Source organism: Pseudomonas sp. KB_15 (assembly GCF_052114525.1).
Taxonomy (GTDB): domain Bacteria; phylum Pseudomonadota; class Gammaproteobacteria; order Pseudomonadales; family Pseudomonadaceae; genus Aquipseudomonas.
On sequence record NZ_JBFREX010000001.1, the window covers coordinates 350084 to 372843 of the forward strand.

Annotated in this window: 18 protein-coding genes; 2 read left to right on the forward strand and 16 right to left on the reverse strand. The window is 61.8% G+C overall.

The features are described 5' to 3' along the window. Positions 1–5: 5 nt before the first annotated feature. The 9 genes from AB4Z35_RS01540 to AB4Z35_RS01580 form a co-directional block, all read right to left on the reverse strand. Complete coding sequence (locus AB4Z35_RS01540; protein ID WP_442095780.1) at positions 6–350, reverse strand: potassium channel family protein; 345 nt, start codon at positions 348–350, stop codon at positions 6–8. A gap of 298 nt (positions 351–648) precedes the next feature. After that, entirely contained in the window at positions 649–2292 is a 1644-nt protein-coding gene (locus AB4Z35_RS01545; RefSeq protein WP_442095781.1) for a fatty acid--CoA ligase, read from the reverse strand. A gap of 23 nt (positions 2293–2315) precedes the next feature. Then, positions 2316–4094 carry an acyl-CoA dehydrogenase C-terminal domain-containing protein gene (locus AB4Z35_RS01550; RefSeq protein WP_442095782.1) on the reverse strand — a complete coding sequence of 593 codons (1779 nt, stop codon included), beginning with the start codon at positions 4092–4094 and terminating at the stop codon, positions 2316–2318. Between the two features lie 6 nt (positions 4095–4100). After that, the gene (locus AB4Z35_RS01555; protein WP_442095783.1) at positions 4101–6620 is read right to left on the reverse strand and encodes an efflux RND transporter permease subunit; all 2520 of its coding nucleotides are present in this window, start codon (positions 6618–6620) and stop codon (positions 4101–4103) included. Between the two features lie 16 nt (positions 6621–6636). Continuing rightward, entirely contained in the window at positions 6637–7728 is a 1092-nt protein-coding gene (locus AB4Z35_RS01560) for a WD40/YVTN/BNR-like repeat-containing protein (RefSeq protein ID WP_442095784.1), read from the reverse strand. Positions 7729–7917: 189 nt separating this feature from the next. Beyond that, the gene (locus AB4Z35_RS01565) at positions 7918–9276 is read right to left on the reverse strand and encodes a DUF1329 domain-containing protein (protein ID WP_007993891.1); all 1359 of its coding nucleotides are present in this window, start codon (positions 9274–9276) and stop codon (positions 7918–7920) included. A 41-nt stretch (positions 9277–9317) separates the two neighbouring features. Beyond that, complete coding sequence (locus AB4Z35_RS01570; protein ID WP_442095785.1) at positions 9318–11321, reverse strand: DUF1302 domain-containing protein; 2004 nt, start codon at positions 11319–11321, stop codon at positions 9318–9320. A 124-nt stretch (positions 11322–11445) separates the two neighbouring features. Next, positions 11446–12012 (reverse strand): RBBP9/YdeN family alpha/beta hydrolase, encoded by a 567-nt coding sequence (locus tag AB4Z35_RS01575; protein WP_007993895.1) that lies wholly within the window; start codon positions 12010–12012, stop codon positions 11446–11448. Between the two features lie 95 nt (positions 12013–12107). Continuing rightward, positions 12108–12287: a hypothetical protein gene (locus AB4Z35_RS01580; protein WP_442095786.1), complete on the reverse strand. Its 180-nt coding sequence runs from the start codon at positions 12285–12287 to the stop codon at positions 12108–12110. Positions 12288–12367: 80 nt separating this feature from the next. On the opposite strand from AB4Z35_RS01580, the gene AB4Z35_RS01585 reads away from it, so the two are divergent. Continuing rightward, on the forward strand, positions 12368–13402 hold the full coding sequence (locus AB4Z35_RS01585; RefSeq protein ID WP_442095787.1) for an AraC family transcriptional regulator: 1035 nt from the start codon (positions 12368–12370) through the stop codon (positions 13400–13402). 642 nt (positions 13403–14044) lie between these two features. Here AB4Z35_RS01585 and AB4Z35_RS01590 read toward each other — a convergent pair. From AB4Z35_RS01590 to AB4Z35_RS01620, 7 genes are all read right to left on the reverse strand, one after another. After that, positions 14045–15055, reverse strand: coding sequence for a YeiH family protein (locus AB4Z35_RS01590; RefSeq protein WP_442095788.1), 1011 nt, complete (start codon positions 15053–15055; stop codon positions 14045–14047). Continuing rightward, positions 15052–15378: a Rieske (2Fe-2S) protein gene (locus AB4Z35_RS01595; protein ID WP_008001195.1), complete on the reverse strand. Its 327-nt coding sequence runs from the start codon at positions 15376–15378 to the stop codon at positions 15052–15054. The genes AB4Z35_RS01590 and AB4Z35_RS01595 overlap by 4 nt, the downstream gene beginning before the upstream one ends. Then, entirely contained in the window at positions 15375–16037 is a 663-nt protein-coding gene (locus AB4Z35_RS01600) for a DsbA family oxidoreductase (protein WP_442095789.1), read from the reverse strand. The genes AB4Z35_RS01595 and AB4Z35_RS01600 overlap by 4 nt, the downstream gene beginning before the upstream one ends. After that, positions 16034–17365: an MFS transporter gene (locus tag AB4Z35_RS01605; RefSeq protein WP_442095790.1), complete on the reverse strand. Its 1332-nt coding sequence runs from the start codon at positions 17363–17365 to the stop codon at positions 16034–16036. The genes AB4Z35_RS01600 and AB4Z35_RS01605 overlap by 4 nt, the downstream gene beginning before the upstream one ends. Positions 17366–17457: 92 nt before the next feature. Then, positions 17458–18510 (reverse strand): 3-keto-5-aminohexanoate cleavage protein, encoded by a 1053-nt coding sequence (locus AB4Z35_RS01610; protein WP_008001201.1) that lies wholly within the window; start codon positions 18508–18510, stop codon positions 17458–17460. A 118-nt stretch (positions 18511–18628) separates the two neighbouring features. After that, a complete protein-coding gene (locus AB4Z35_RS01615; protein ID WP_008001204.1) occupies positions 18629–19477 on the reverse strand; it encodes a TauD/TfdA dioxygenase family protein in 849 nt (282 codons plus the stop codon). Positions 19478–19490: 13 nt separating this feature from the next. Further along, positions 19491–20471 carry a quinone oxidoreductase family protein gene (locus AB4Z35_RS01620; protein WP_116260434.1) on the reverse strand — a complete coding sequence of 327 codons (981 nt, stop codon included), beginning with the start codon at positions 20469–20471 and terminating at the stop codon, positions 19491–19493. 205 nt (positions 20472–20676) lie between these two features. On the opposite strand from AB4Z35_RS01620, the gene AB4Z35_RS01625 reads away from it, so the two are divergent. Beyond that, a complete protein-coding gene (locus tag AB4Z35_RS01625; protein WP_442095791.1) occupies positions 20677–22599 on the forward strand; it encodes an alkaline phosphatase D family protein in 1923 nt (640 codons plus the stop codon). Positions 22600–22760 lie beyond the last annotated feature (161 nt).

The following is a 22760-nucleotide window of genomic DNA, read 5'->3' on the forward strand; positions in this document are numbered from 1 at the left end:
ACACCCTACTCCTCACCCTTCCTCGCCGCCGTCACCGTCACTTCAATCGCCCGGACACTGATCGCCGCGAATGTCGCCGTCATCAGTACGCCGTTGAACCCCAGCAACACCGCCAGCACTCGCGAGACGCCGAGCTTGGGCACGAGCTCGCCGTAGCCGATGGTCAGGCCCGTCACGAAGGCGAAATAAACACCGTCATCAGGGCTCCACCCTTCCAGGTGGGCGATGATGAGGCCGAACGCAATGATCACTAGCAGCAATATCGAGAAGATCGGCCACACCACTTTGAAGTAGAACCAGACGGCTTTGTAGAACTCGTGGCGGACGTTTGAGGCACGGGCAAGGTTCATGTCGTGGGCTTCCTGGGGTTTGCCTGACCGGCAATTGAATGCGCAGCGGTTCAATACCCCGTTCAGCTTGGCACAAGCGCTGAAAACTGCGACCAACGGGGCGTTATCTCTGGCCAGGACTATGACAAAGATGACGCCAACCGGGCTATCCAGAAACCGCCTGCTGTTGGATTCCTTGTAGGAGCGAGCCTGCTCGCGATGGACGTTAACGATTACGCGTATTTCCTGATTAAACGCAGCGCTCTCTAGTCCATCGCGAGCAGGCTCGCTCCTACAACAACAGTGCCAGGTTTATCCCTCAGTTCGCTTCGCTTTCCCGGATCAGCTTTTTGTTGATCTTGCCAACGCTGGTCTTGGGGATTTCGGCGACGAACTTGAACTGCTTGGGGATCGCCCATTTGTTGATGCGGCCGCCGTCGACGAAGGCTTGCAGGTGCGTCTCGAGGATCTTGCGGTCCAGGTATTGCCCCGGCTCGCTGACGACCATGGCCATGGGCCGTTCGCCCCACTGCTCATCGACGATGCCCACCACCGCGACGGACATCACGCCCGGGTGTTCGCTGATCAGGCTTTCCAGTTCCAGGGAGCTGATCCACTCACCGCCGGTCTTGATCACGTCCTTGATGCGGTCCTTGATTTCCACGCCGCCCAGTTTGTCGATCGAGGCCATGTCACCGGTGTGCAGCCAGCCGTTGTGCCACAGTTCCGCGCCTTTGTCCGGGGCCTTGAGATAGCCCTGGGTCAACCACGGCGCGCGTACTACGATCTCGCCCAGGGACTCGCCGTCATGGGCCACGTCATTGCCGTCGGCGTCGATGATTTTCAGGTCGACCATCGGCACCGGCGTGCCGGTCTTGATACGGGTCGGCAGTTGGGCTTCGGCGGATAGCTGGCGGTCTTCGTCGCGCAGGTAGGTCAGGCACAGCAACGGGCAGGTTTCCGACATGCCGTAGCCGGCGTGCACCACCATGCCCTTGGCGCTGGCTTCGCTGGCGATGCCAAGCGTCAGTGCGCTGCCGCCGAGGAGCATTTTCCAGCCGTCGAAACGGGTCGCCTTGCCTTCCTCGCAGTTGAGGATCATCTGCAGGATGGTCGGCACGCAGTGGGAGAAGGTCACCTTCTCTTCGCGGTACAGCTTGACCAGGCTGTTGGGCTCGTAGCGGCCGGGATAGACCTGCTTGATGCCCATCAGGGTCGCGACATAAGGCACGCCCCACGCATGCACGTGGAACATCGGCGTGATCGGCATGTACACGTCGTCGGAACGCAGCAGCGGCTGGCCCTGATAGACGCCCAGGGTGCCAACGGCATTCAGGGTGTGCAGCACCAGTTGCCGATGGCTGAAGTACACGCCTTTCGGGTCGCCGGTGGTGCCGGTGGTATAGAACAGCGTGGCAACCGAGTTCTCGTCGAAATCGGGGAAGTCGTATTGGTCCGGGGCCAGCGACAGCAACTGCTCGTACTCACCGAGCACCGGCAGCGACGTCGTGGTCGCCTCGTCATCGGTGAGCTGCAGGTAGCCTTTAACGGTTTCCAGCCGTCCGTGGATCTGCTCGACCAGGGGCAGGAAGTCGTCATGCACCAGCACCAGGTCATCCTCGGCGTGGTTCATGGTGAACAGCACCTGCTCCGGCGACAGGCGAATGTTCACCGTGTGCAGCACCGCGCCGATCATCGGCACGGCGAAGAAGCATTCCAGGTAGCGGTGGCTGTCCCAGTCGAGCAGGGCCACGGTGTCACCGGCCTTGACCCCGGCCGCAGTCAGCGCATTGGCCAGTCGGCGGATGCGCTGGTTGAGCGTCTGGTAGCTGTAGCGCAGTTTGTCGGCGTAGACGATTTCCCGGCCCGGCTCGTAGCGCACGCCGGACAGCAGCAATTGCTTGATCAGCAAGGGATAGGCATAAGCGCCGTCGGCGGGCGGGATTATTTTTGTATTCAGCATGGTTGGAGTTCCTTGTCCTTCGATCAGAACTGATCAGCTTGCAACTCATAGAGGCAATCACTGCCGGCCTTGGCCGATGCGCTCAACGAGTGGATACGCGGCAGCAAGCGGGCAAAGTAGAAGCGCGCGGTCGCCAGTTTGCTGGTGTAGAAATCGTCCTCGGCATCCCCGCTCATGACGACCTTGGCCATGCGCGCCCACATGTAGGCATACGCGGTGTAGCCGAACACGTGCAGGTACTCGACCGAAGCCGCGCCGATTTCATTCGGGTTGCTCTGGGCCCGATCCAGCAACCACGCGGTCAGCTCGTCGAGGATGTCCACGGCGGCGTTCAACGGCTTGGTGAACTCGCCGAGGTCAGCGCAGGCATTGGCGGTGAAGTTGCGGATTTCCGAAGCGAACAAGCGGTAGAGCGCCCCGCCGCTGCCGACGACCTTGCGCCCGGCCAGGTCCAGGGACTGGATGCCGTTGGTGCCTTCGTAGATCTGGGTGATGCGCACATCGCGCACCAGTTGCTCCTGGCCCCATTCGCGGATGTAGCCGTGGCCGCCGAAGATCTGCTGGCCGTGAATAGTGGTTTCCAGGCCCATGTCGGTGAGAAACGCCTTCGCCACTGGCGTCAGCAGCGATACCAATTCCTGGGCGCGCTGGCGTGTCGGTGCGTCTTCGCTGTACCTGGCGATGTCCAGTTGCAGGGCCACGTAGCTGGAGAACGCACGGCCGCCTTCGTTCAAGGCTTTCATGGTCAACAGCATGCGGCGCACGTCCGGGTGCACGATGATCGGGTCGGCGGCTTTGTCCTTGTTCTGCGCGCCGGTGGGTGCACGGCTTTGCAGACGGTCGCGGGCGTATGCGACGGCGTTCTGGTAGGAACGCTCGCCCTGGGCCAGACCCTGGATGCCCACGCCCAGACGCTCGTAGTTCATCATGGTGAACATGGCCGCCAGGCCTTTGTTCGGTGCGTCGACGATCCAGCCAGTGGCGCCATCGAAGTTCATCACGCAAGTGGCGGAGGCCTTGATACCCATCTTGTGTTCGATGGAGCCGCAGGACAGCGCGTTGTTTTCACCCAGCGAACCGTCGGCGTTGACCAGCACTTTGGGGACCAAAAATAGCGAAATGCCTTTCGGGCCGGCCGGTGCATCCGGCAGTCGCGCCAATACCAGATGGATGATGTTCTCGGTCAGGTCGTGGTCGCCGCCGGTGATGAAAATCTTGCTGCCACTGACCTTGTAACTGCCGTCGGCCTGGGGTTCGGCCTTGGTGCGGATCAGTCCCAGGTCGGTGCCGGCGTGGGCTTCGGTCAGGCACATCGAACCGGTCCAGGTGCCGGCGTACATGTTCGGCAGATAGCGTTGCTTGAGCTCTTCGCTGGCGTGAGCCTTGATCGACAGGCAGGCACCGGCGGTCAGCATCGGGTACAGGCCGAACGACAGGCTGGCCGAGTTGACCATCTCTTCGACCTGCGCCGAAATCGCCTTGGGCATGCCCATGCCACCGTACTGCGGATCACCGCCGACACCGACCCAGCCGCCCTCGGCGAAGGCTTGATACGCCTCGGCAAAACCGTCCGGCGCGGTGACCGAACCATTGCTCCAGGTACAGCCCTGTTCGTCGGTGGCGCGGTTCAAGGGTGCGATGACTTCGCCGCTGATCTTGCCGGCCTCTTCGAGGATGGCGGCGGCGGTTTCTTCATCGATCACGTCAGCCAGACCGGGCAAACTGGCCCAGAGCCGGGACACCTGGAAAACCTCGTTGAGTACGAAGCGCATGTCGCGCAGGGGAGCTTTGTATTCAGACATCTTGGCTTACTCGGAAGTGGTCAGGGCATGGGGCATGCCCGGACGTTCAGTGGATTCAGTGTTCTCGGCTGCGGTAACAGAACCCGGCTGCGGGGCCCGTTCGCGCAGCAGGAAGTACGACAGGGCCGGAATCAGGATCAGCGCGCCGAGCATGTTCCACAGGAACATGAAGGTCAGCAGGATCCCCATGTCGGCCTGGAACTTGATCGGCGACCAGACCCAGCACACCACGCCGGCGGCGAGGGTGATGCCCACCAGCCCGACCACTCGACCGGTAAACGACACGGCGTTGCGGTAGGCCTGGGACAACGGCAGGCCCTGGCGCTGGAAGTGCAGTTGCACGCTGAGCAGGTACAGGGCGTAGTCGACGCCGATGCCCACACCGAGGGCGATCACCGGCAGGGTCGCGACTTTCACGCCGATGCCCATGGCCACCATCAAGGCTTCGCAGAGGATCGAGGTCAGCACCAGCGGCAACAGCGCCACCAGCGTGGCCCGCCAGCTGCGGAAGGTGATCAGGCAGAACAGCGTCACCGCCGCATACACGTACAGCAGCATGGTGTGATTGGCTTCGCGCACCACGATGTTGGTCGCTGCCTCGATACCGGCGCTGCCGGCAGCGAGCAGAAACTGGCGATCGTCGCTGCTGTTTTCCTTGGCGAACCTGTCGGCAATCGCCACCACCGCATCGAGGGTCTCGGCCTTGTGATCCTTGAGGAACGCAATCACCGGCATCAGCGAGCACTCGGTGTTGAACAGCTCCGGGGAGTTGACCGAGGCCTGCTGCGCGGCGTAGTTGAGCACGTCCTGATTGCGCTGGATGCTGTTGAGCTTGGGGTTGCCTTCGTAGGTGCCGGCGGTGATCTGGCGTACCGCGTTGACCAGCGAAGCGGTGGCCTGTACGCCCGGATACTGTTGCAGCTCCCAGGCCAGACGGTCGGCGAGCACCAGGGTCTTGTAGTTCAGGCAGCCTTCCGGCGCGGTCTTGATCATCACCGCGAACAGGTCGCTGGACAGCGCGTAATGCTGGGTGATGTAGGCGTTGTCGCGGTTGTAGCGCGAGTCGGCGCGCAGCTCCGGCGCCCCGCTTTCCAGGTCACCGATCTTCAGGTTGAGGCTGACCACGTAACCGCCAATGCCCATCAATACGGCGACCAAAACGGCGCCCGTGGCCCACTTGGCGGTGGTGAAGCGATCGAGCAGATCCCAGAGTTTGCCGAAGCCTTTATGCTTTTCGGCACGGGTGTCAATTTTCAACGCACGCTCGGCGGCCTTGGCGCCAACACCGACATAGGACAGCGCCACCGGCATCAGCAACAGCGAGGTGAAGATCAGCACCGCGACGCCGATGCTGGCGGTGATCGCCAGGTCCTGGATCACCGGAATGTCGATCAGCATCAGCACCGCAAAGCCCACGGCATCGGCCAGCAATGCGGTAACGCCGGCAATGAACAGACGGCGGAAGGTGTAGCGCGCGGCGATCAGTTTGTGGGTGCCACGGGCGATGTCCTGCATGATACCGTTCATCTTCTGCGCGGCGTGGGACACGCCGATGGCGAAGATCAAAAACGGCACCAGCACCGAATACGGATCGATGGCGTAACCGAGCCAGGCGACGATGCCCAGTTGCCAGACCACCGCGATCAGCGAGCAGCCGACCACCAGCAAGGTGCTGCGCACGCAACGGGTGTAGGCGTAGATGATGGCCAGCGAAGTGACCACCGCCAGACCGAAAAACATCATCACCTGAATCAGGCCGTCGATCAGGTCGCCCATGAGCTTGGCGAAGCCGATCACCCGCACCTTGTAATGGCCGGTGCCTTCTACCCCGGATTTACGCGCAGCGCTGTCGCCGGCGTATTCGATCTTGTCGCGCAACTGCTCTTCGAGCATCTGCGAGAACGCGTGGTAGTTGATGCGCTGGCCACCAGCGGCGGCTTTGTCCAGCAGCGGCACGATCAGCATGCTCGACTTGAAGTCGCTGGCCACCAGGCTGCCGACAATGCCGGCGCGGGAAATGTTCTGGCGCAGCTGTTCGATCTGTTCAGGCTGCCCTGAATAGGTATCGGGCATCACCGGGCCACCCTGGAAACCGTCCTCGGTAACTTCGGTCCAGCGTACCGCCGGGCTCCACAGCGACTTCATCCAGGCGCGGTCGACGCCTTCGGTGAGGAACAACTGGTCGTTGACCTGCTTGAGTACGTCGAGGTATTCGGGATCGAAAATATCGCCCTGGGTGTTCTCCACCACCACCCGCACCGAGTTGCCCAGACCACGCAACGACTGGCGGTTTTCCAGGAAGTTCTGGATGTACGGCTGGCTCTGCGGAATCATTTTTTCGAAGCTGGGGCGCAGCTCCAGGCGAGTCACCGCCATGTAGCCCAGCACCACCGTGGCCAGCGCCATCAACAGCATGAACAACGGGCGGAAGTTGAACACCAGCCGTTCGAGGAGGTTGCCGGAGCGCTGGTCGAAATCACGCACATCGCGGATCACCGGCATGGCGTCTTGTTTGATATTGCCCATGTCTGGGTTCTCGCTCTTAGGGTTCGAGGGCTGGATCGGCGGACAGCGTCCGGGCACCACGGCTGCCCGCCAGCACCAGGGCGCCGTCGGTGGACTGGGCAGCGCCGGCGACCGGAGTCGGTGCCGGTTGCTGCACCAGATGCAGCTGCGCGCCCGTCCCTTGGCTGACCAGCATCTGCCCGCCCTGGGTGAACAAGCGGTAGTTGCCATGGGCATCGATCAGGCCCGCGGTGATGCTGACGTGCAGGCCGGTGTCCAGTGCGGCCCAGCTCTGGCCGCCGTCGGTGCTGCGCAGCACGTTGCCGCGCAGTCCGTAGACCAGCACTTCGCCGGGCTTGCCGAGCACGCCGAAGAAGCTGCCTTGATAAGGCGTCGACACAGCATTGAAGCGTTGGGCGCTGTCGTCCCATTTGAGCAACAGACCCTGCTCGCCGGCGATGTACAACGCGTCGCCGGTGGAGGCGATTGCGTTGAGGTGCAAGCTCTGCGGGTTGTCGGTGCGATCCTGGAACGGGGTCCAGCTCTGGCCGCCGTCGTCGGTGCGCAGGATCAGGTTGAACACGCCGACCACATAGCCGGTTTTGTCGTTGGCGAACCAGACGTCGAGCAGCGGTTTGTCCGCGCCTTGATCCAGTAGCCTTTGGCCCTCGGTAGCCAGCAGCGGCCATTGCTCGTTGCCCGGCTCGGCCTTGGCCAGCGCCGAGTAATGCTTGATCAGCAATTCGCCGATCTGGCGACCGTCGAGTTGCTTCTTCCAGGTCGCGCCGGCGTCGGTGCTGTGCAACACCACGCCGTCATTGCCCACCGCCCAGCCCTGGGTGGCGGTCGGAAAATTCACTGCGGTGAGATCGGCACTGACCGGCACGACGGCCTGCTGCCAATGCTTGCCCGCATCATCGGAAAACAGAATATGGCCACGCTGGCCGACGGCAATCACGCGCTCACCGGCGCGGGCCATGCCGGACAAAGGGCTGTTGATCGCCAAGGCGCTGACCCTGGCGGGCAGGTCCAGCACGTCGACGTATTCGGCCGCATGGGTGACGCCCTGCGACAGGCCGAGCACGACGCCCAACGCCAGCCGCAAAATATTATTTTTATACGAACACATGCTGCGTCCTCTTCGGAAAACCGCGTCGAGGCACACTTGCGTGTGCCTGACGGTAAAACCTCACGCCGTGCAGGTCATGTGGGAGCGAGCCTGCTCGCGATGGACGTTAACGATGACGCGTGCTGTCTGGATGCCCGCGTCGCCCTCTGGTCCATCGCGAGCAGGCTCGCTCCCACAGTGGATCGTGGCTTAGCGAATGCCGGCGCCGGCCAGGGATTCCGACGACCACTGCGCCTTGGAGAGCGGCTCGATGTACTTGATGCCGCCGTACGGGCCGACCACACCGTTGATGTTGTACGAACCACCAACCAGGTCGTAGATCATGAAGGGCGTCGAATCCGGTACCTGCTTGTCATAGCTCTGGCTGAGGAAAGCAAAGGAGCCGCGATAGAGCTGACCACGGGCGTCATATTGATCCGAGGCCAGAGCGGTCCAGCTGTCTTCGTCCAGGTAGAAGCGGCGCTTGGCGTAGATGTGGCGGGCACCGGCCTTGAGGTTGCCTTCGACGACCCAGACGCGGTGTTTTTCCCAGCGCACGAAGTCCGGCGCGAGGTGGTTGGCGGTGGTCAGCGACTTCGGATCCTGGACGTAGGTCAGCTTGTAGGTGTTGTAGGGCACGATCATTTCCTGCTTGCCCACCAGCTTCCAGTCGTAGCGATCCAGCGCACCGTTGAACACGAATACGTCGTCGTAGGTGCCCGCACCCGCGGTACCAGGGTTAGGCGTGTCGTAGGCCAGGTTCGGTGCCAGTTTCACTCGACGCTGACCCGGCAGGTATTGCCAGGCGCGACGTGGCTGCTGCAGCGGGTTGGCGGCGTCCTTGAGCATCACCGCTTCGCCAGCCCGGCGCGCGGGGCCGGTGTACGACAACTTCATCTGGTAGTACACATCGGCGCTGCTGATCGGCTGCGAGAGGTTTTCGTAGATCGGGTAGGAGATGTTCGCCTGCCCGGTGGTCGCCAGGCTTGGCACACCGGCGGAGTCGACGTTCCACGAGTCGTACTTGGAGCTGATGCTCACGCCCTGGTAACGCAGCAGGAAGTTCCACATCGCTTCGTTGCCCGACTGCGGAATCGGGAACGGTACGCCCGGCAGGACGTTGTCGATGGCCAGGCCACCTTCAAGGGACTTGGCGCCGCTGGCGTTCTTCACGCCGTTATCCAGAATGGCCTGGGGCAGCGAAACGGTACGGTGCGTCGGGAACACGTCGACATGGAACGTCGGGAAACGCTTGGCCAGTTCTACCGTGGTCGCCGTGAGCAGGCCCTTGTATTGGTCGACGTTCTTGCCGTCGATCACCAGCAGCGGTTTTTCGCTGGCAAACGGATCCGGGCGCATGCTGTCACCGGATTTGAAGCTGGCCGGCGGCGTCGTCAAGCCACCGTTGTAGGCAGGGATGGAACCATCAGCGTTCCCGGCTTTTTCAGCGCCCACCATGGTCAGGCTAGTGCCTAGCTTGGCAGCTTCCTGGGTTGAAACAGCGGCCTGTGCCTGAGCGGCAAGGACCATGGCCAGCGAAGCGGCCAACACGGTTTGTGCGAATTTCATCTTGTTATTCTCCTGCTTGCATTGAGCAAATCAGTGGTGAATCAAAAGGTTGTTTTCATCGTCAGGTACACGGCGCCACGGTCCTCAGTCGTGGCACCACCTCCGGAGAAGGACGAGTAGCCACCGGCGAAACAGGCGTAGTTTTCGTTGCCGCTGAAGGCGTTCGGGGTAGAGCCGTCACCGCCGTTCGGGCCGGTACTCACACCGCTGACATTGCATTTTTCGGTTTTGCCGAAGGAGTCCACGTACTTCAGGTCGACAAAGTATTTGTTGTACACAACGGCACCGACGCCAACGGCATAGTTGCCGGTGTCCTTGGCCCCGCCACCGGAGACCGGTGACACACCGGCGAGACCCACGTTGACCGACATCGGCGCGTTGAGGTCGACACCGGGGAACACCTGGTACCAGGTCGGTGTGAAGTTGACCGCAACGCCCCAGTTGTCCCGGGTCGGTGCGTCGATGCCGCGATAGCTGTCCTTGCCCTTGTAGAGCGCTTCGTTCTTGCTATCGAGCTTGAGCAGGTTGCTGTAGTACAGCTCGGCAAGCACAGTTGCCTGATCGAACACCGGCGTTTTCGGCAGGGTCATCAGGCCGTTGAGCGTCCAGTGCAAGGTGTCGCCAGTGGCGCTCATGCTGTCGCCGCGGCTCGGGGTGTCGTAGATCACACCCGTGGCATCCGTGCGCGCCGGCAACAGGCCGAGGCCTTTGCCCAGGCCCAGCGGGCTGGTGGTGCTGACAATCGCCGGGATACTGGCCAGCGGCATGTTGTGACGAATGTTCAGGTCCGAACCGACGCTGATCCCGCCCACGTCCTTGGACAGGCTCAGGCCAAAGATCTTGATGTTGTCGGCATACGCCAGTTGATAGGTGGCGGTGTCCAGCGAGTTGAGGGTGTTGACTACCGCAGGCACTTGCCCTGCCGGCCGGGTGCCGTTGGGGTTGGCCGAGGTAATGCCCCTGGCATCCAGCCAGGCTTGCGGCAGGATTTCCGAAGTCTCGCGGTAGTAGACGCCGAGGGTGCCATCCAGCCAGGCTGGCGACCACTTGGCCATCACACCCCAGTCGCCGCTGCTGCTCGGTGTCAGGTCATGGCCGCGACGCACGTTGGTCAAGGCGTTGCACGGCGCCAGGCCACAACCCAGCGGGCTGCCAGGCACTTTGGCGTTGGTGTTGCCGAGCAGGAACGACTGCGCACCATAGCCGATCAGATCCGAACCACCGTAGTAAGTACCGGCTTCCGGCAGACGCGCGGCGTCCCAATCGAGGAAGTACTGGGCGCCCACGGTCAATTCCGGATTGACGGTGAACGTCATCGACAGTTGATTGCGCGGGACGAACAGTTCCTTGGCTTCGGTGCCCGGTGACGCGGCAAGCTTGGCCAGGTCGAGGCCGGACTGGCCGTAGCTGACCGAGTGCACCGGGTTGAGAATGGTCTCGCCCCAGAACACGTTGTGCTGACCGGCCTTGGCGCTGAACATCGACTCCTCGCCGACTTCGGTGCTGTAGAACACGAAGGCATCGAGGATTTCGCCCGAAGGACCGCTGTAGTAGCGCTGGGCATAGTTGCTCAGGTGCGGGCTGCCATTGCCGACGTTGTCATGGGTGACCGCTGCCAGGCGCGGGTCGTTGGCGATCAGGCCCGACGTCGATCCATTGCCGTTGACGAACGGATTGGAGTTGGAACCGGTGTTGTCGTAGGCCTTGTCGTACCAGCTGGCGGCGCTGACGCGAAAGCCCATGGCGTTCTTGTAGACCACATCCATTTCGGTCAACAGGTCGATACGGTTGGTGATGTTGGTGCCGGCCTTGCGGAAGTTGTAGTCGCCGTCGTTGTTGTTCGGCGTTCCCAACATGCGCTTGTCGGCGCTTTCGGTGCGCACACCGTAGTTGTACTTCACGGTGTTATCCAGGCGCGCGGTCCAGTCCGGGTTGCCCAAATCGAGCTCGACCCCATGGGCCGCCGGCGCGATGACGGCCAGAATGGCCGAGGCCAACAAGGTGTAGCGCGCTACGGTGAAACCGTGACTCTTATTGTTGTGCATTGCGTTGTCTCCGCCTTTTTGTATTTGTTTTAAGCGCAGCCGCCCTCGCGCAATCCTCTTCTGGTTTGCGTTTAAGGAATGAGGGCAAATGCCGGTTGGCGTACTGCCAGTCCAGCTCCTTGTACTAGCGGTCCAGCTCCAGGATGAGTGCTTCGGCTTGCTGCCAGTGGCCAAATCCTGCGGCCGGATTGAGGTGGCCGACATCGCCCAGATTGAGCAATTCGGCGCCCCAGCCTTCTGCCATGCGGGTGACCGCAGGCAGCGTGGCAAGGTGATCGTTGGTGCTGCCGGCCACGATGCTGCGGAACGGCAGCGGGCCTTGGGGCAGAGGATTCCAGCCCTGGCTACGCAGGGTTTCGGAAGAAGGATAGTTAGGCGGCCAGACCGCATCGAGGTCCGGTGGTGCGGCCAGCAAAGCGCCCTTGACCGGACGGCTGTAATGCGCCGCCCAATGCGCGACCATCAGTACGCCGGCACTGTGGGCGACCAGAATCACGGGGCCGTCGATCTGCTCGAGTTCGTGCTGGATTGCCCGGACACGGGCCATGCAGTCGAGTTTGTCGGTTTCCAGTGGCGGGACGCTGCGCACTTTGCCCAGCCTGGCTTGCAGCAACGTTTGCCAATGTTCAGCCACGTGCTCGCGCAGACCCGGGACGATCAGAACGGTGGCGGCAGTTTGCAATTTGTCCACGTCAACACCTTCGCTTTCTCGATAACTCGACTGGCTGTTTGCGCCAGGGGCTTTTTGTAGGGTCGACATTAAAGAGCGCCCACCCGAAGCGCTTTTCATTGGACGTCAGGCACTTTTCTTTTGATGACAAATTGTCGGACATCCGGACAGCTCGACCACTGGTCGAAAAACCCCGCAGGTTGGCGCAGGGTCACTGTAATCAACGGATCAGGAACGATTGCTTCAAACAACACCGTTGATTCGTGACCGGACAGCATGAAAACCATCAACGACATGACAACTGTTCAACTGTTGATACGCTGGATATAGTCGCCACGCTCACGCCAATCGCCATCGGCACAGGGAAGCCCCTCGCATGACCAAGCTTGTTCGCGCCGCCGTCTTGACCAACTACCTGGAGGTCACCCAGTACCTGGGTTTCAACCCGCGCGATGTCATGGCAGCCGTCGGTCTGAGCAAAGCCCAATTGCAGGCCCCTGAACACCGCATCCCCATCGATGCCGCCGTACGCCTGCTGGAAGACTCCGCCGCCGCCAGCGGCTGCCAGACCTTCGGCCTGAGCATGGCCGAGTCGCGCCAGCTCTCGGACTTCGGCGTGGTCAGCCTGCTGCTCAGCCACCAGCGCACCCTGCGCGATGCCTTGCAGGTCGTGGTGGACTACCGGCACCTGATGAATGATTCGCTGGCCATCTTCATTGAAGAGGCCGGCAAGATGGTGATCATTCGCGAAGAGGTGGTCACCGAAACGCCAATGCCCAGCCGCCAGGCTACCGAGCTGGCCATTGGCGTGATGTTCCGGCTGTGCTCGGCCCTGCTCGGCTCGCACTGGCACCCCTACAGCGTCAACTTCATGCACCAGCCACCGGACAACCTGCACCTGCATCGCCGGCTGTTCGGCTGCAACCTGGAGTTCGGCAGCGAATTCAACGGCATCGTCTGCCCCGACATCAGCCTCGACATGACCAACCCCAACGCCGACCCGGCCATGGCCCGCTACGCCCAGAGCTACCTCGACTCACTGCACAGCCACGAAGGTGCCTCGATGCTGTTCGAGGTGCGCAAGGCCATCTACCTGCTGTTGCCCATGGGACGCGCCACCATCGAACAGGTGGCCCAGAGCCAGGGCATGAACGTGCGCACCCTGCAACGCCGCCTCAAGGACGACGGCTGCGCCTTCAACGACGTGATCAACGATGTGCGTCGAGATCTGGTGCTGCGTTACCTGGACAACCCGAACTACTCGCTCAGCCGCATTGCCGACATGCTGGGCTACTCGATGGCGAGCTCGTTTACGCGGTGGTTTATCAGTCAGTTTGGAATGCCGCCGGCGACATGGCGGGCGCAGAAGCAATCCACCGCAAAACCTGTCGCAGGCCCGAAAGAATCCTGAGTCGAGCACACAAAAAAAGGTTCTTCATGTAGGAGCCAGCCTGCTGGCGATGGACTCCAGTGCGCCGCGTTCATCCAGTTCACACGCGTAATCGTTAACGACCATCGCTGGCAAGCCAGCTCCCACAAGGGACCGCGCCCACGCTGAAACTGTAGGAGCCAGCCTGCTGGCGATGGACTCCAGTGCGCCGCGTTTATCCAGTTCACACGCGTAATCGTTAACGACCATCGCTGGCAAGCCAGCTCCCACAAGGGACTGCGCCCACGCTGAAACTGTAGGAGCCAGCTTGCTGGCGATGGACTCCAGTACGCCGCGTTTATCCAGTTCACACTGCGTTATCGTTAACGACCATCGCTGGCAAGCCAGCTCCCACAAGGGACCGAGCCCACGCTGAAACTGTAGGAGCCAGCCTGCTGGCGATGGACTCCAGTGCGCCGCGTTTATCGTTAACGACCATCGCTGGCAAGCCAGCGCCTCCAAGCGACCGCGTCCGAGTCAAAACCAGTGAAAGCCCAAAAAAAACGGCGACTGCTGGTACAGTCGCCGCGAAAGACCGGTGTTTGTGACACCGGTCGAGAGCCCCACGGCATGAGGAGTCAACGCCGTGTGACCCTGCCATAAAACCTGTGCGTGACGAGGCGTTCAGAGCCCCCAGTGCAGCAACAACAGCACCAGCACGACCAGGAACACCGTCTCCCCCACCATCAGCAGGATCGGCTTGATCCCGACCGCTGCCAGCTCCTTGAGCCTGGTCTTCATGCCCAGGGCGCTGATGGAAATCACCAGGCACCAGCGCGACAGTTCGTTGACCGACCCTTGCACGGCAGGCGCCACCCAGCCGGTGCTGTTGATGCAGGCCAGAATCAGAAAACCGACGGCGAACCACGGCAACAATGGCGGGCGTTTGCCCGTCGGGTCGGCGCCTTGCATGCGGGTGATCATCGCGGCGGTGACGATCACCGGCAGCAGCATGGCAACGCGCATCAGTTTGACCACCGTGGCCGTGTCGCCGGTCTCGGTCGACATGCTGTAGCCGGCGCCGACCACCTGGGCCACGTCGTGGATCGTGGCGCCGAGGAACACGCCCGCCACTTGCGGCGACAACTGCAGCCAGTTGGCGATCATCGGATAGACGATCATGGCCATCGTGGACAGCGCCGAAACACCTATCACGGTGAACAAGGTCGCCCGTTCTTTCTGCGGATGGTTCGGTAGCGCCGCCGCCAGGGCCAGTGCCGCCGAGGCGCCGCAGATGGCGGTCGCGCCACCGGTGAGCATGCCGAACAGGCGCTGGAAACCCAGGGCCTTGGCGGCGATCACAGACACGCTGATGGTCACCACCACCAGAATCACCACCAGCGCAATCGGCTTCCAGCCCAGCGCCGCCATTTGTTCCAGGGTGATGCGCATGCCCAGTAGCGCCACGCCAATGCGCAACACAGTGCGGGCGGTGAACTCGACGCCGGCCTTGCACGGGCCGTCATCGGCGAGAAAATTCAAGGCCATGCCCAGCAGCAAGGCGAACAGCATGACCGGCGCACCGTAGTGCTCGGACAAGAACGACGCGGCGGCCGCCACGATCAGGCTGACAATAAACCCCGGAGCCAGTTCGCGCGTGCGACTGTGGATACGGGTGAGAGCAATGACGCTCATGGCGCGGACTCCTCGGATGCGATGACGATAAACGCCTGGCCGTCGATGTTCTCGACCGGGTAGTTGGTGACTTTGACCAAGGTGGAATTGAGCATGTAGCCACTGCGCAAATCGAAGCGCAGGCCATGGGCGCAGCATTGAATCACCCGCCCCTCAAGGCGCCCGCCACACAGCGAGGCGCCCTGATGCGGGCAGCTGTCGTCGATGGCAAACAGCTGCCCGTCGACGTTGAACAACGCCAGGCTTTTGTCTTCGAATTCGAACAGCGCCCGGCCACCGGCCTGCGGGTGTTTGCCGGCAGGCACGGGGATGCGCCGAGTCATGCTGACTGCCGCTCGCGATCACTTTCCTTAAGGGCTTCGTTCATCGCCCCGAGCAGCGCCTGAGCAGGTTGCGCACCAATCACCGTCATGCGGCGGTCGAACTGAAAGCTCGGCACGCCACTGGTTGCGCCGGGGGATCCTTCAAATGGCGTGGCGTCGCCCTTCAGGCAATCGAGCACCCCGTCCTTATCGACTCCACAGGAGCGGGCAATGGCGAGCAAGGTCTCCCGACAACCCAGGTTTTCGCGTCTGTGGAAATAAGCGGCGAACAGTCGTTCGAGCAACATTTCACGCAGACTGGAATTGCCCAGTCCGCTGACACGCTCGAACAAACGATGAGCGTCTGCGGTGTTGGGCATCGTCTCGATGCGGCTGAGGTCGATGGCCAGGCCAACCGCACTGGCAGCCTGCTGTACCTGGGCCTGGCGCATGGTCATGGCGTCCGCATTGCCCAGGCGCTTGCGGTAGAAATCGGCGAAGGGTTCACCCTCTACCGGAATCTGAGGCAACAACTGCACGCCATGCCACACCGTGGTGATCTGCACATCCGGGTGGCGACTGCGAAACTGCACCTGCGCATGCTCCAGTTGGCGTTTGCCGATCAGGCACCAGGGGCAGATAAAATCGAAAAACACATCAATACGTAAACGACGACTCACAACTTCACCTCTAAACCCGCTTCACCGACAGGGTCAGGCACGCTCTGACCCTGAAGCCGGGCAATATCTTTGTGGTAATGACACTTGGCATAAAAGAACACCGCCGCCGCCGCGAGGCTGACCAGTGGCACCAGTTGAAACGCGGCATGCAGACCGATGAGGTCGGACACCCGACCGGTGATGAACGGCCCCGGCGCCAGCCCCAGCATGTTGTTGGCCAGGGTCAGCGTGGCGAACGCGGTGCCGTGCACCGAGTAATGGGTCAGGTTGGCAACCATCGCGCCGGCAGGTCCCGTGGTACCGGTGGCAATCAGCATGCCCAGGCAGATCAGCAGCAATTGCACCGGCCCTGCCTGCAAGGCAAACGCCGCCGACAACAGCAGGCAACTGCCCAGGCAGAATCCGATCGCCAGGCTGACCTTGCGCTCCGGTGAGTTGCGACACAGGCGATCGCTGAGCATGCCGCACAGGATCATGCCCGCACCGCTGCACAACACGATGATCGCTGCCATGCCGCCGGCCTTGTCGGTGGGCATGTCGTAGTAGCGGTTGAGATAGCTGGGAATCCACACCATCACCGTACCGCCGACGAACAACTGCAAGCCGCTGGCGATGTAGGTCGACACCACCGAACGGCTGGACCACAGCGTGCGCAGCGGACGCTTGACCGCGGCAGCCGTCTTGTTCGCAATCTGCGCGGCACGCTGTGGCGCAATGCGCGCTTCCTTGACGATGAGCGGATAAAGCATCGCCAGCACCAGGCCAAACAACGACATGCCGGCGAACGACCAGCGCCAGCCGAGCTTGGCCGCGATGGCGCCGCCCAAGGCCATGCCCAACACCGAACCGAACATCCCGCCCGCCATGAAGGCACTGGCCAGGGTGGCGCGCATGTGTTTGGGGAACACCGAAATCACCACCGCGATGCCCACACTGCCGTAGGCCGCTTCGCCGACGCCGACCATGAACCGCGCGATGAACATCTGCTGGTAGTCCTGTGCCAACGCGCAACCCAGGGTCGCCACGCTCCACAGGAACGCCATCAGCGCCAGGCTCCTGACCCGGCCGAAGCGGTCAGCCATCAACGACAGGGGAAACGTCAGCAGGCCGACCATCAGCGCCACAATGCCGCTGAGCAGACCCAGCTGTCCGTCGCTCAATGCCCACTCAGTCTTGAGCAGGGGGAACACCGCGTTCAGTACCTGACGCGACATGTAATCGGAAATCAACAGGCCGAACGTCAAGGCAAAGACGATCCAGGCATATTGGCGCGCAACGCCGACTCCGCTGGAGTCGTCATCGTCAGCGGCTATTGGGTGAAAGGCCATGCAGCCTCCTCAAGAGCTTTGTTTTATTTTTGTTATCAAGCGTGTAACGGTCAGGCGGACGAGAGGTCACGGCCTCTCGTCCCGACCCTCGGTCAACCGCGTTGCGGTACACCTTTTTGCCCAGCCTTGCGGTTGGGGGCCATGCCGTTGGCCAACAGGGTTTCTTCGATGGTTTCGTACTGCACGCCGATGCGGTAGATCTCGCGGGCTTCTTTGCCGGTGGCGATTTCACGGCCCAGTTCATGGGCAATGCGCACGGTTTGCCGGATCTGCGCCACCGAGCCGAAACGATCGCCCTTGTGATCAATGATAGTGTCTTCATTGCCCACGCGCGGGTGCATGCCCATGGCCATCGACATGGTGTTGAACGGCATGACGTTCTTGAGCAGCGATTCGGAGGTCAGGGTGCAACCGTCCGGCGCGCGGTGGATGAAGTTGAAGAAGTTGAACGGGTTCGGGCCGTCGAAGCCGCCGCCGATGCCGATCCAGGTCAGGTTCAGCGGCCCCTTGTAGATGCCCCTGCGCACCAGGCGCTCGAGGGTTTCCATGGCGTGCATGCCGGTCAACTGGAAGTGCGGCTGGATGCCGTTCTCCGTCAGGCGCTTGAGGTGCTCGGCAACCCAGGCCGGACCTGCCGGTACGGTCATTTCGCTGTAGGCGGCCTGGAACATCGGGTTGGCCAGGGAGGTGCCTTCCAGGTATTCCGGATACAGCAGCTCCATGATGTTCATCTGGGTGGTGTTGATTGCCACGGTGACCTGATCCGGTTTCGGCGTCAGCTCGGCCAGCATGTGGCGGGTGTCGTCGGACAGCCACTTGGCCGCTTCACCATCGCTTTCCGGGGCGAAGGAAATCGAGCCGCCGACCTGGATGATCATGTCCGGCACGGCTTCACGCACACCGGCGATCAGCTCGTTGAACTTCGACAGACGCTTGGAACCCTTGCCGTCCAGTTCACGCACGTGCAAGTGCAGAACTGTGGCGCCGGCTTCATAGCATTCGACCGCTTTCTGGACTTGCTCGTCCATGGTCAGGGGGATGTCTTCCGGGAAGTCTTCGGGCATCCACTCCGGGCCGTACGGGGCCACGGTAATGACTACCTTTTCCATGTTTTCCGGGTGCAGGGAATCGTCGAAGAATTGCATGGTCTACTCCAGTTCTTATGATTGTTCCGTCCACCCGGGGTCGTGCCGGGCAGACGTGTTTACGAGTGCGAATGCTGCGAGTGCGAATGCTGCGAGTGCGGATGCAGGTGGCGTTCGATCAGAACGTCTTGTCGCCGATGATCCCGGCACGTTCCATCTTGCGATGGCATGGCGGGTAATCCATGACGGCGTAATGCTGGGTACTGCGGTTGTCCCAGATGGCGATGCTGTTCGGCTTCCAGCGCCAGCGCACCTGATACTCGGGGATGTACGCCTGGCTGATCAGGTAACGCAGCAACTCGCTGGCGCCGGGGTTGGCGTCCTGACCGAAGCGCACCCGCTCAGGGGTGTGGTAGTTGCTGAAGTGGGTGGTGAAAGCGTTGACGAACAGCACCTTTTCACCGGTTTCCGGGTGAGTGCGCACCACCGGGTGTTCGGCGTCCGGGTACATCGCCTTGAGCGCCAGGCGTTTTTCAATCGGCATCGCCGCACCGAAGCTCGCTTCGATGCTGTGGCGCGCACGCAGGTCGGCGATCTTCACCTTTACGTCTTCCGGCAAGTTCGCATAGGCCTGGACCATGTTGGCCCACATGGTGTCGCCGCCGACCGGAGGGCACTCCACGCAGCGCAGCACGCAGCCCATCGGCGGTGCTTCGCGCCAGGTGGCGTCGGTGTGCCAAGCGTTTTCATAGCGGTCCATCGGCTGGTCCGGATTCTTGTAGATCCGCACCAGTCCCGGATGATCCGGATCGCTGCCGGCCACCGGATGATCCTCCAGCTCGCCGAAGCGCCGGGCGAAGGCCACGTGCTCGGCGCGGGTGATGTCCTGATCGCGCAGGAACACCACGCGGTGCTTGAGCAACTGGGCACGAATCTCGGCAAACAGACCGTCGTCATGTACCGCATCGGCCAGATTGACGCCGATCAATTCGGCACCAATGCTGCAGGTCAATTGTTCGACTTTCATGGCTGGCCACTCCTCAAATGACGAAAATCGACGAGCCCGTGGTCTTGCGTGACTCAAGGTCGCGATGGGCCTGCACCGCGTCCTGCAAGGCGTAGTGCTGGTTGATCTCGATCTTGATCCGGCCGCTGCCAACGTGGTCGAACAGCTCGCCAGCCAGGGCGGCTTTTTCCGCAGGATCGCTGATGTAGTCGGCCAGGGCCGGACGGGTCAGGAACAGCGAGCCTTTCATCGCCAGCATCACTGGATCGAAGGCCGGAATCGGACCGGAAGCGGTACCGACGCAAACCATCAGGCCACGGCGCTTGAGCGAATTCAGGGAGCCTTCGAAGGTGTTTTTGCCAACGCTGTCGAACACCACGTTGACGCCCACGCCATCGGTCAATTCGCGAACCCGCGCAGCGACGTCTTCATGGCTGTAGTTGATCACATGATCGCAGCCGTGAGCCTTGGCGATTTCACCCTTGAGGTCGGTCGACACGGTGCCGATGACGTTCAGGCCCAGCAACTTGGCCCACTGCGAAACAATCAGGCCGACACCACCGGCAGCGGCGTGCAGCAGAATGCTGTCGCCCACCTTGAAGTCGTAGATGCGGCGCATCAGGTACGAGGACGTCAAACCGCGCATGGTCATGGCCGCGGCGGTCTCGAAGCTGATGGTTTCCGGCAGCTTGATCAGCGGCGCGGCCGGGATCAGGCGCTCGGTGCTGTAGGCGCCGAGGGTATTGAGAAAACCGGTGTACGTGACGCGGTCACCGACCTCGACGTTGGTGACCCCTTCACCAACGGCCTGGACTACGCCAGAGGCCTCGACGCCCATGCCGTTGGGCAGCGGAATCGCATAGGTACCGTTACGGAAATAGGTGTCGGCATAGTTCAAGCCAACCGCCACATGACGAAGCCGAACCTGGCCAGGACCGGGTTCGCCGACTTCGACGTCCTCATAACGTAGAACTTCGGGACCACCGGTTTCGTAGAAGCGTACGGCTTTGGCCATTTTTCTTATTCTCCAATCTGCAATATGGGCGTGTTGCATCGAATTGCGCTGATTGGACTGTAGGACGAGGCCTGTTGAGACGCTTCTCATCAGACGACAATGGCTTTTCATTTCATGACAGACAGAAACGGGATCGCACTGGCAGGTCCCGCCGTCACCTGCGCTATCATCGCCCGCTTCCACGCCCCAAGAGTCTTGAACCCGGATGTCCGACACGCTGCCACTGCCCGACGATCACCAAGCCCTGCCGCCGGTCCTGGCGGGCCCGCTGTTGCGGCGCCTTGAGCCCACGCGGCTGGTGCTGTGGCTGGTGGGTTCCCGGGCGCTGGCGCTGACCTTGCGCTTGCAGGGCGTCGGCGATATCCGCCTCGATAGCGGGCAATGCACGGTGATTGCAGTGGGGGCTCATGCCTTTGTGCACTTGATCGATGTGCACCTGGATTGCGCCCTGCCCCGGGATGAGTCAATTGACTATGACCTGCTGATCGATGGCGCAGAAAAAGGCGTCGCCGACTGGGCGCCACACCTGCTGTATGGCGATGCCCATTGCCCGAACTTCGTTCTGCGCGAACGGGTCGATCAGTTGCTCCACGGCTCTTGCCGCAAGCCTCATCACCCGGCGGCAGACGGCTTGCTCTGCGTCGACCGGTTGCTGGCGCAGGAACATGCCGCCAAGGACCGCCCGGCACTGCTGATGATGACGGGCGATCAGGTCTACGCCGATGATGTCGCGGGGCCGATGTTGCGGGCGATTCACGCCTTGATCGAGCGCCTGGGCCTGTTCGGGGAACACCTCGAAGGCGCGGTGGTCAGCGACAGCGCCAGGCTCTACGAGCATCCGGCCAGTTACTATCACCGTGCGGATCTGCTGCCGGCACTGCAAAGCAATGAAACCCTGCGCGAGCGTTTTTTCGGTGGCGCGCGCAAGCCGATTTTCACCAGCAGCAGTGCCGACAATCACCTGGTGACCTTCGCCGAAGTCATGGCCATGTATTTGCTGGTCTGGTCGCCAACGCCCTGGACCCTCATCGACCCACAGGCACCGACGCTGACGCCGCAAAGACTTGAACGCTACACCCTTGAACAGACGCGCATCGATGCCTTCAAGGCAGGCCTTGGCAACGTCGCGCGAGCAATGGCGCATCTGCCGACGCTGATGATTTTCGACGACCACGACATCACCGATGACTGGAACCTGTCCGCGCAATGGGAGGAAACGGCCTACGGACATCCGTTCTCCCGGCGCATCATCGGCAACGCGCTGCTGGCGTACATGTTGTGCCAGGGCTGGGGCAACAATCCGGATGCGTTCACTGCCGTGATGGAAAAGGCCGGTACGTTGAGCGCCAGCGCACACGACTGTCACCTCGACAGCACAGTTCAGGATGATTTGATCGATGAGCTGCTGAAATTTCAGCACTGGCATTACGTGCTGCCCACCACCCCCGCCATCGTGGTGATCGACACCCGCACCCGGCGCTGGCGCAGCGAGATGAACCTCAAACAACCTTCCGGTTTGCTCGACTGGGAAGCCCTGAGCGAACTGCAGCAGGAACTGCTGGACCACCCGAGTGCGATCATCGTTTCGCCGGCGCCGATCTTCGGCGTCAAACTGATTGAAACCGTGCAGCGGGTATTCAGCTGGTGCGGTTATCCACTGCTGGTAGACGCGGAAAACTGGATGGCCCATCGCGGCGCAGCACAGGTGATCCTGAACATTTTCCGCCACTCGCGCACGCCGGGTAACTACGTGGTGCTGTCAGGCGACGTGCACTATTCCTTCGTCTACGAAGTGCTGATCCGCCACCGCAAGGCCGGGCCGCGCATCTGGCAGATCACCAGCAGCGGCATCAAGAACGAATTCCCGGCCACCCTGCTCGAATGGTTCGACCGCCTCAACCGCTGGCTGTACTCGCCACGCTCGCCGCTGAACTGGCTGACCAAACGTCGACGAATGCGCATCATGCCCCACGTGCCCGAACACGCCGAAGCCGGTGAGCGGCTATGGAACTCGGCGGGCATCGGGCAGGTGTTTTTCAATGACCTGGGGCAGCCGCAGACGATCTACCAGCACAACTCGAACGGAGCACCGAAGACCAGGATGGTTGCGCCGCAAAGCGATGATTGAGGTAGAGAAAACACCACAAAAAACTGTGGGAGCGACGGTGTGGTGATCCGGCCTGCTCGCGAAGGCTGTCAGTCAGCCTCAACAATTGTGACTGTCATACCGCCTTCGCGAGCAGGCTCGCACACACTGGATTTCTGGCGTACGCATTTCTTGTGCTATTT

Bases quoted from the DNA above. Each gene is read 5' to 3' on its own strand.
- AB4Z35_RS01625 (WP_442095791.1), top strand. From the start codon at position 20,677: ATGTCCGACACGCTGCCACTGCCCGACGATCACCAAGCCCTGCCGCCG.
- AB4Z35_RS01610 (WP_008001201.1), bottom strand. From the start codon at position 18,510: ATGCAATTCTTCGACGATTCCCTGCACCCGGAAAACATGGAAAAGGTA.
- AB4Z35_RS01590 (WP_442095788.1), bottom strand. From the start codon at position 15,055: ATGAGCGTCATTGCTCTCACCCGTATCCACAGTCGCACGCGCGAACTG.
- AB4Z35_RS01585 (WP_442095787.1), top strand. From the start codon at position 12,368: ATGACCAAGCTTGTTCGCGCCGCCGTCTTGACCAACTACCTGGAGGTC.
- AB4Z35_RS01570 (WP_442095785.1), bottom strand. From the start codon at position 11,321: ATGCACAACAATAAGAGTCACGGTTTCACCGTAGCGCGCTACACCTTG.
- AB4Z35_RS01565 (WP_007993891.1), bottom strand. From the start codon at position 9,276: ATGAAATTCGCACAAACCGTGTTGGCCGCTTCGCTGGCCATGGTCCTT.
- AB4Z35_RS01605 (WP_442095790.1), bottom strand. From the start codon at position 17,365: ATGGCCTTTCACCCAATAGCCGCTGACGATGACGACTCCAGCGGAGTC.
- AB4Z35_RS01550 (WP_442095782.1), bottom strand. From the start codon at position 4,094: ATGTCTGAATACAAAGCTCCCCTGCGCGACATGCGCTTCGTACTCAAC.
- AB4Z35_RS01540 (WP_442095780.1), bottom strand. From the start codon at position 350: ATGAACCTTGCCCGTGCCTCAAACGTCCGCCACGAGTTCTACAAAGCC.
- AB4Z35_RS01615 (WP_008001204.1), bottom strand. From the start codon at position 19,477: ATGAAAGTCGAACAATTGACCTGCAGCATTGGTGCCGAATTGATCGGC.
- AB4Z35_RS01555 (WP_442095783.1), bottom strand. From the start codon at position 6,620: ATGGGCAATATCAAACAAGACGCCATGCCGGTGATCCGCGATGTGCGT.
- AB4Z35_RS01545 (WP_442095781.1), bottom strand. From the start codon at position 2,292: ATGCTGAATACAAAAATAATCCCGCCCGCCGACGGCGCTTATGCCTAT.
- AB4Z35_RS01595 (WP_008001195.1), bottom strand. From the start codon at position 15,378: ATGACTCGGCGCATCCCCGTGCCTGCCGGCAAACACCCGCAGGCCGGT.
- AB4Z35_RS01620 (WP_116260434.1), bottom strand. From the start codon at position 20,471: ATGGCCAAAGCCGTACGCTTCTACGAAACCGGTGGTCCCGAAGTTCTA.
- AB4Z35_RS01580 (WP_442095786.1), bottom strand. From the start codon at position 12,287: ATGTCGTTGATGGTTTTCATGCTGTCCGGTCACGAATCAACGGTGTTG.
- AB4Z35_RS01560 (WP_442095784.1), bottom strand. From the start codon at position 7,728: ATGTGTTCGTATAAAAATAATATTTTGCGGCTGGCGTTGGGCGTCGTG.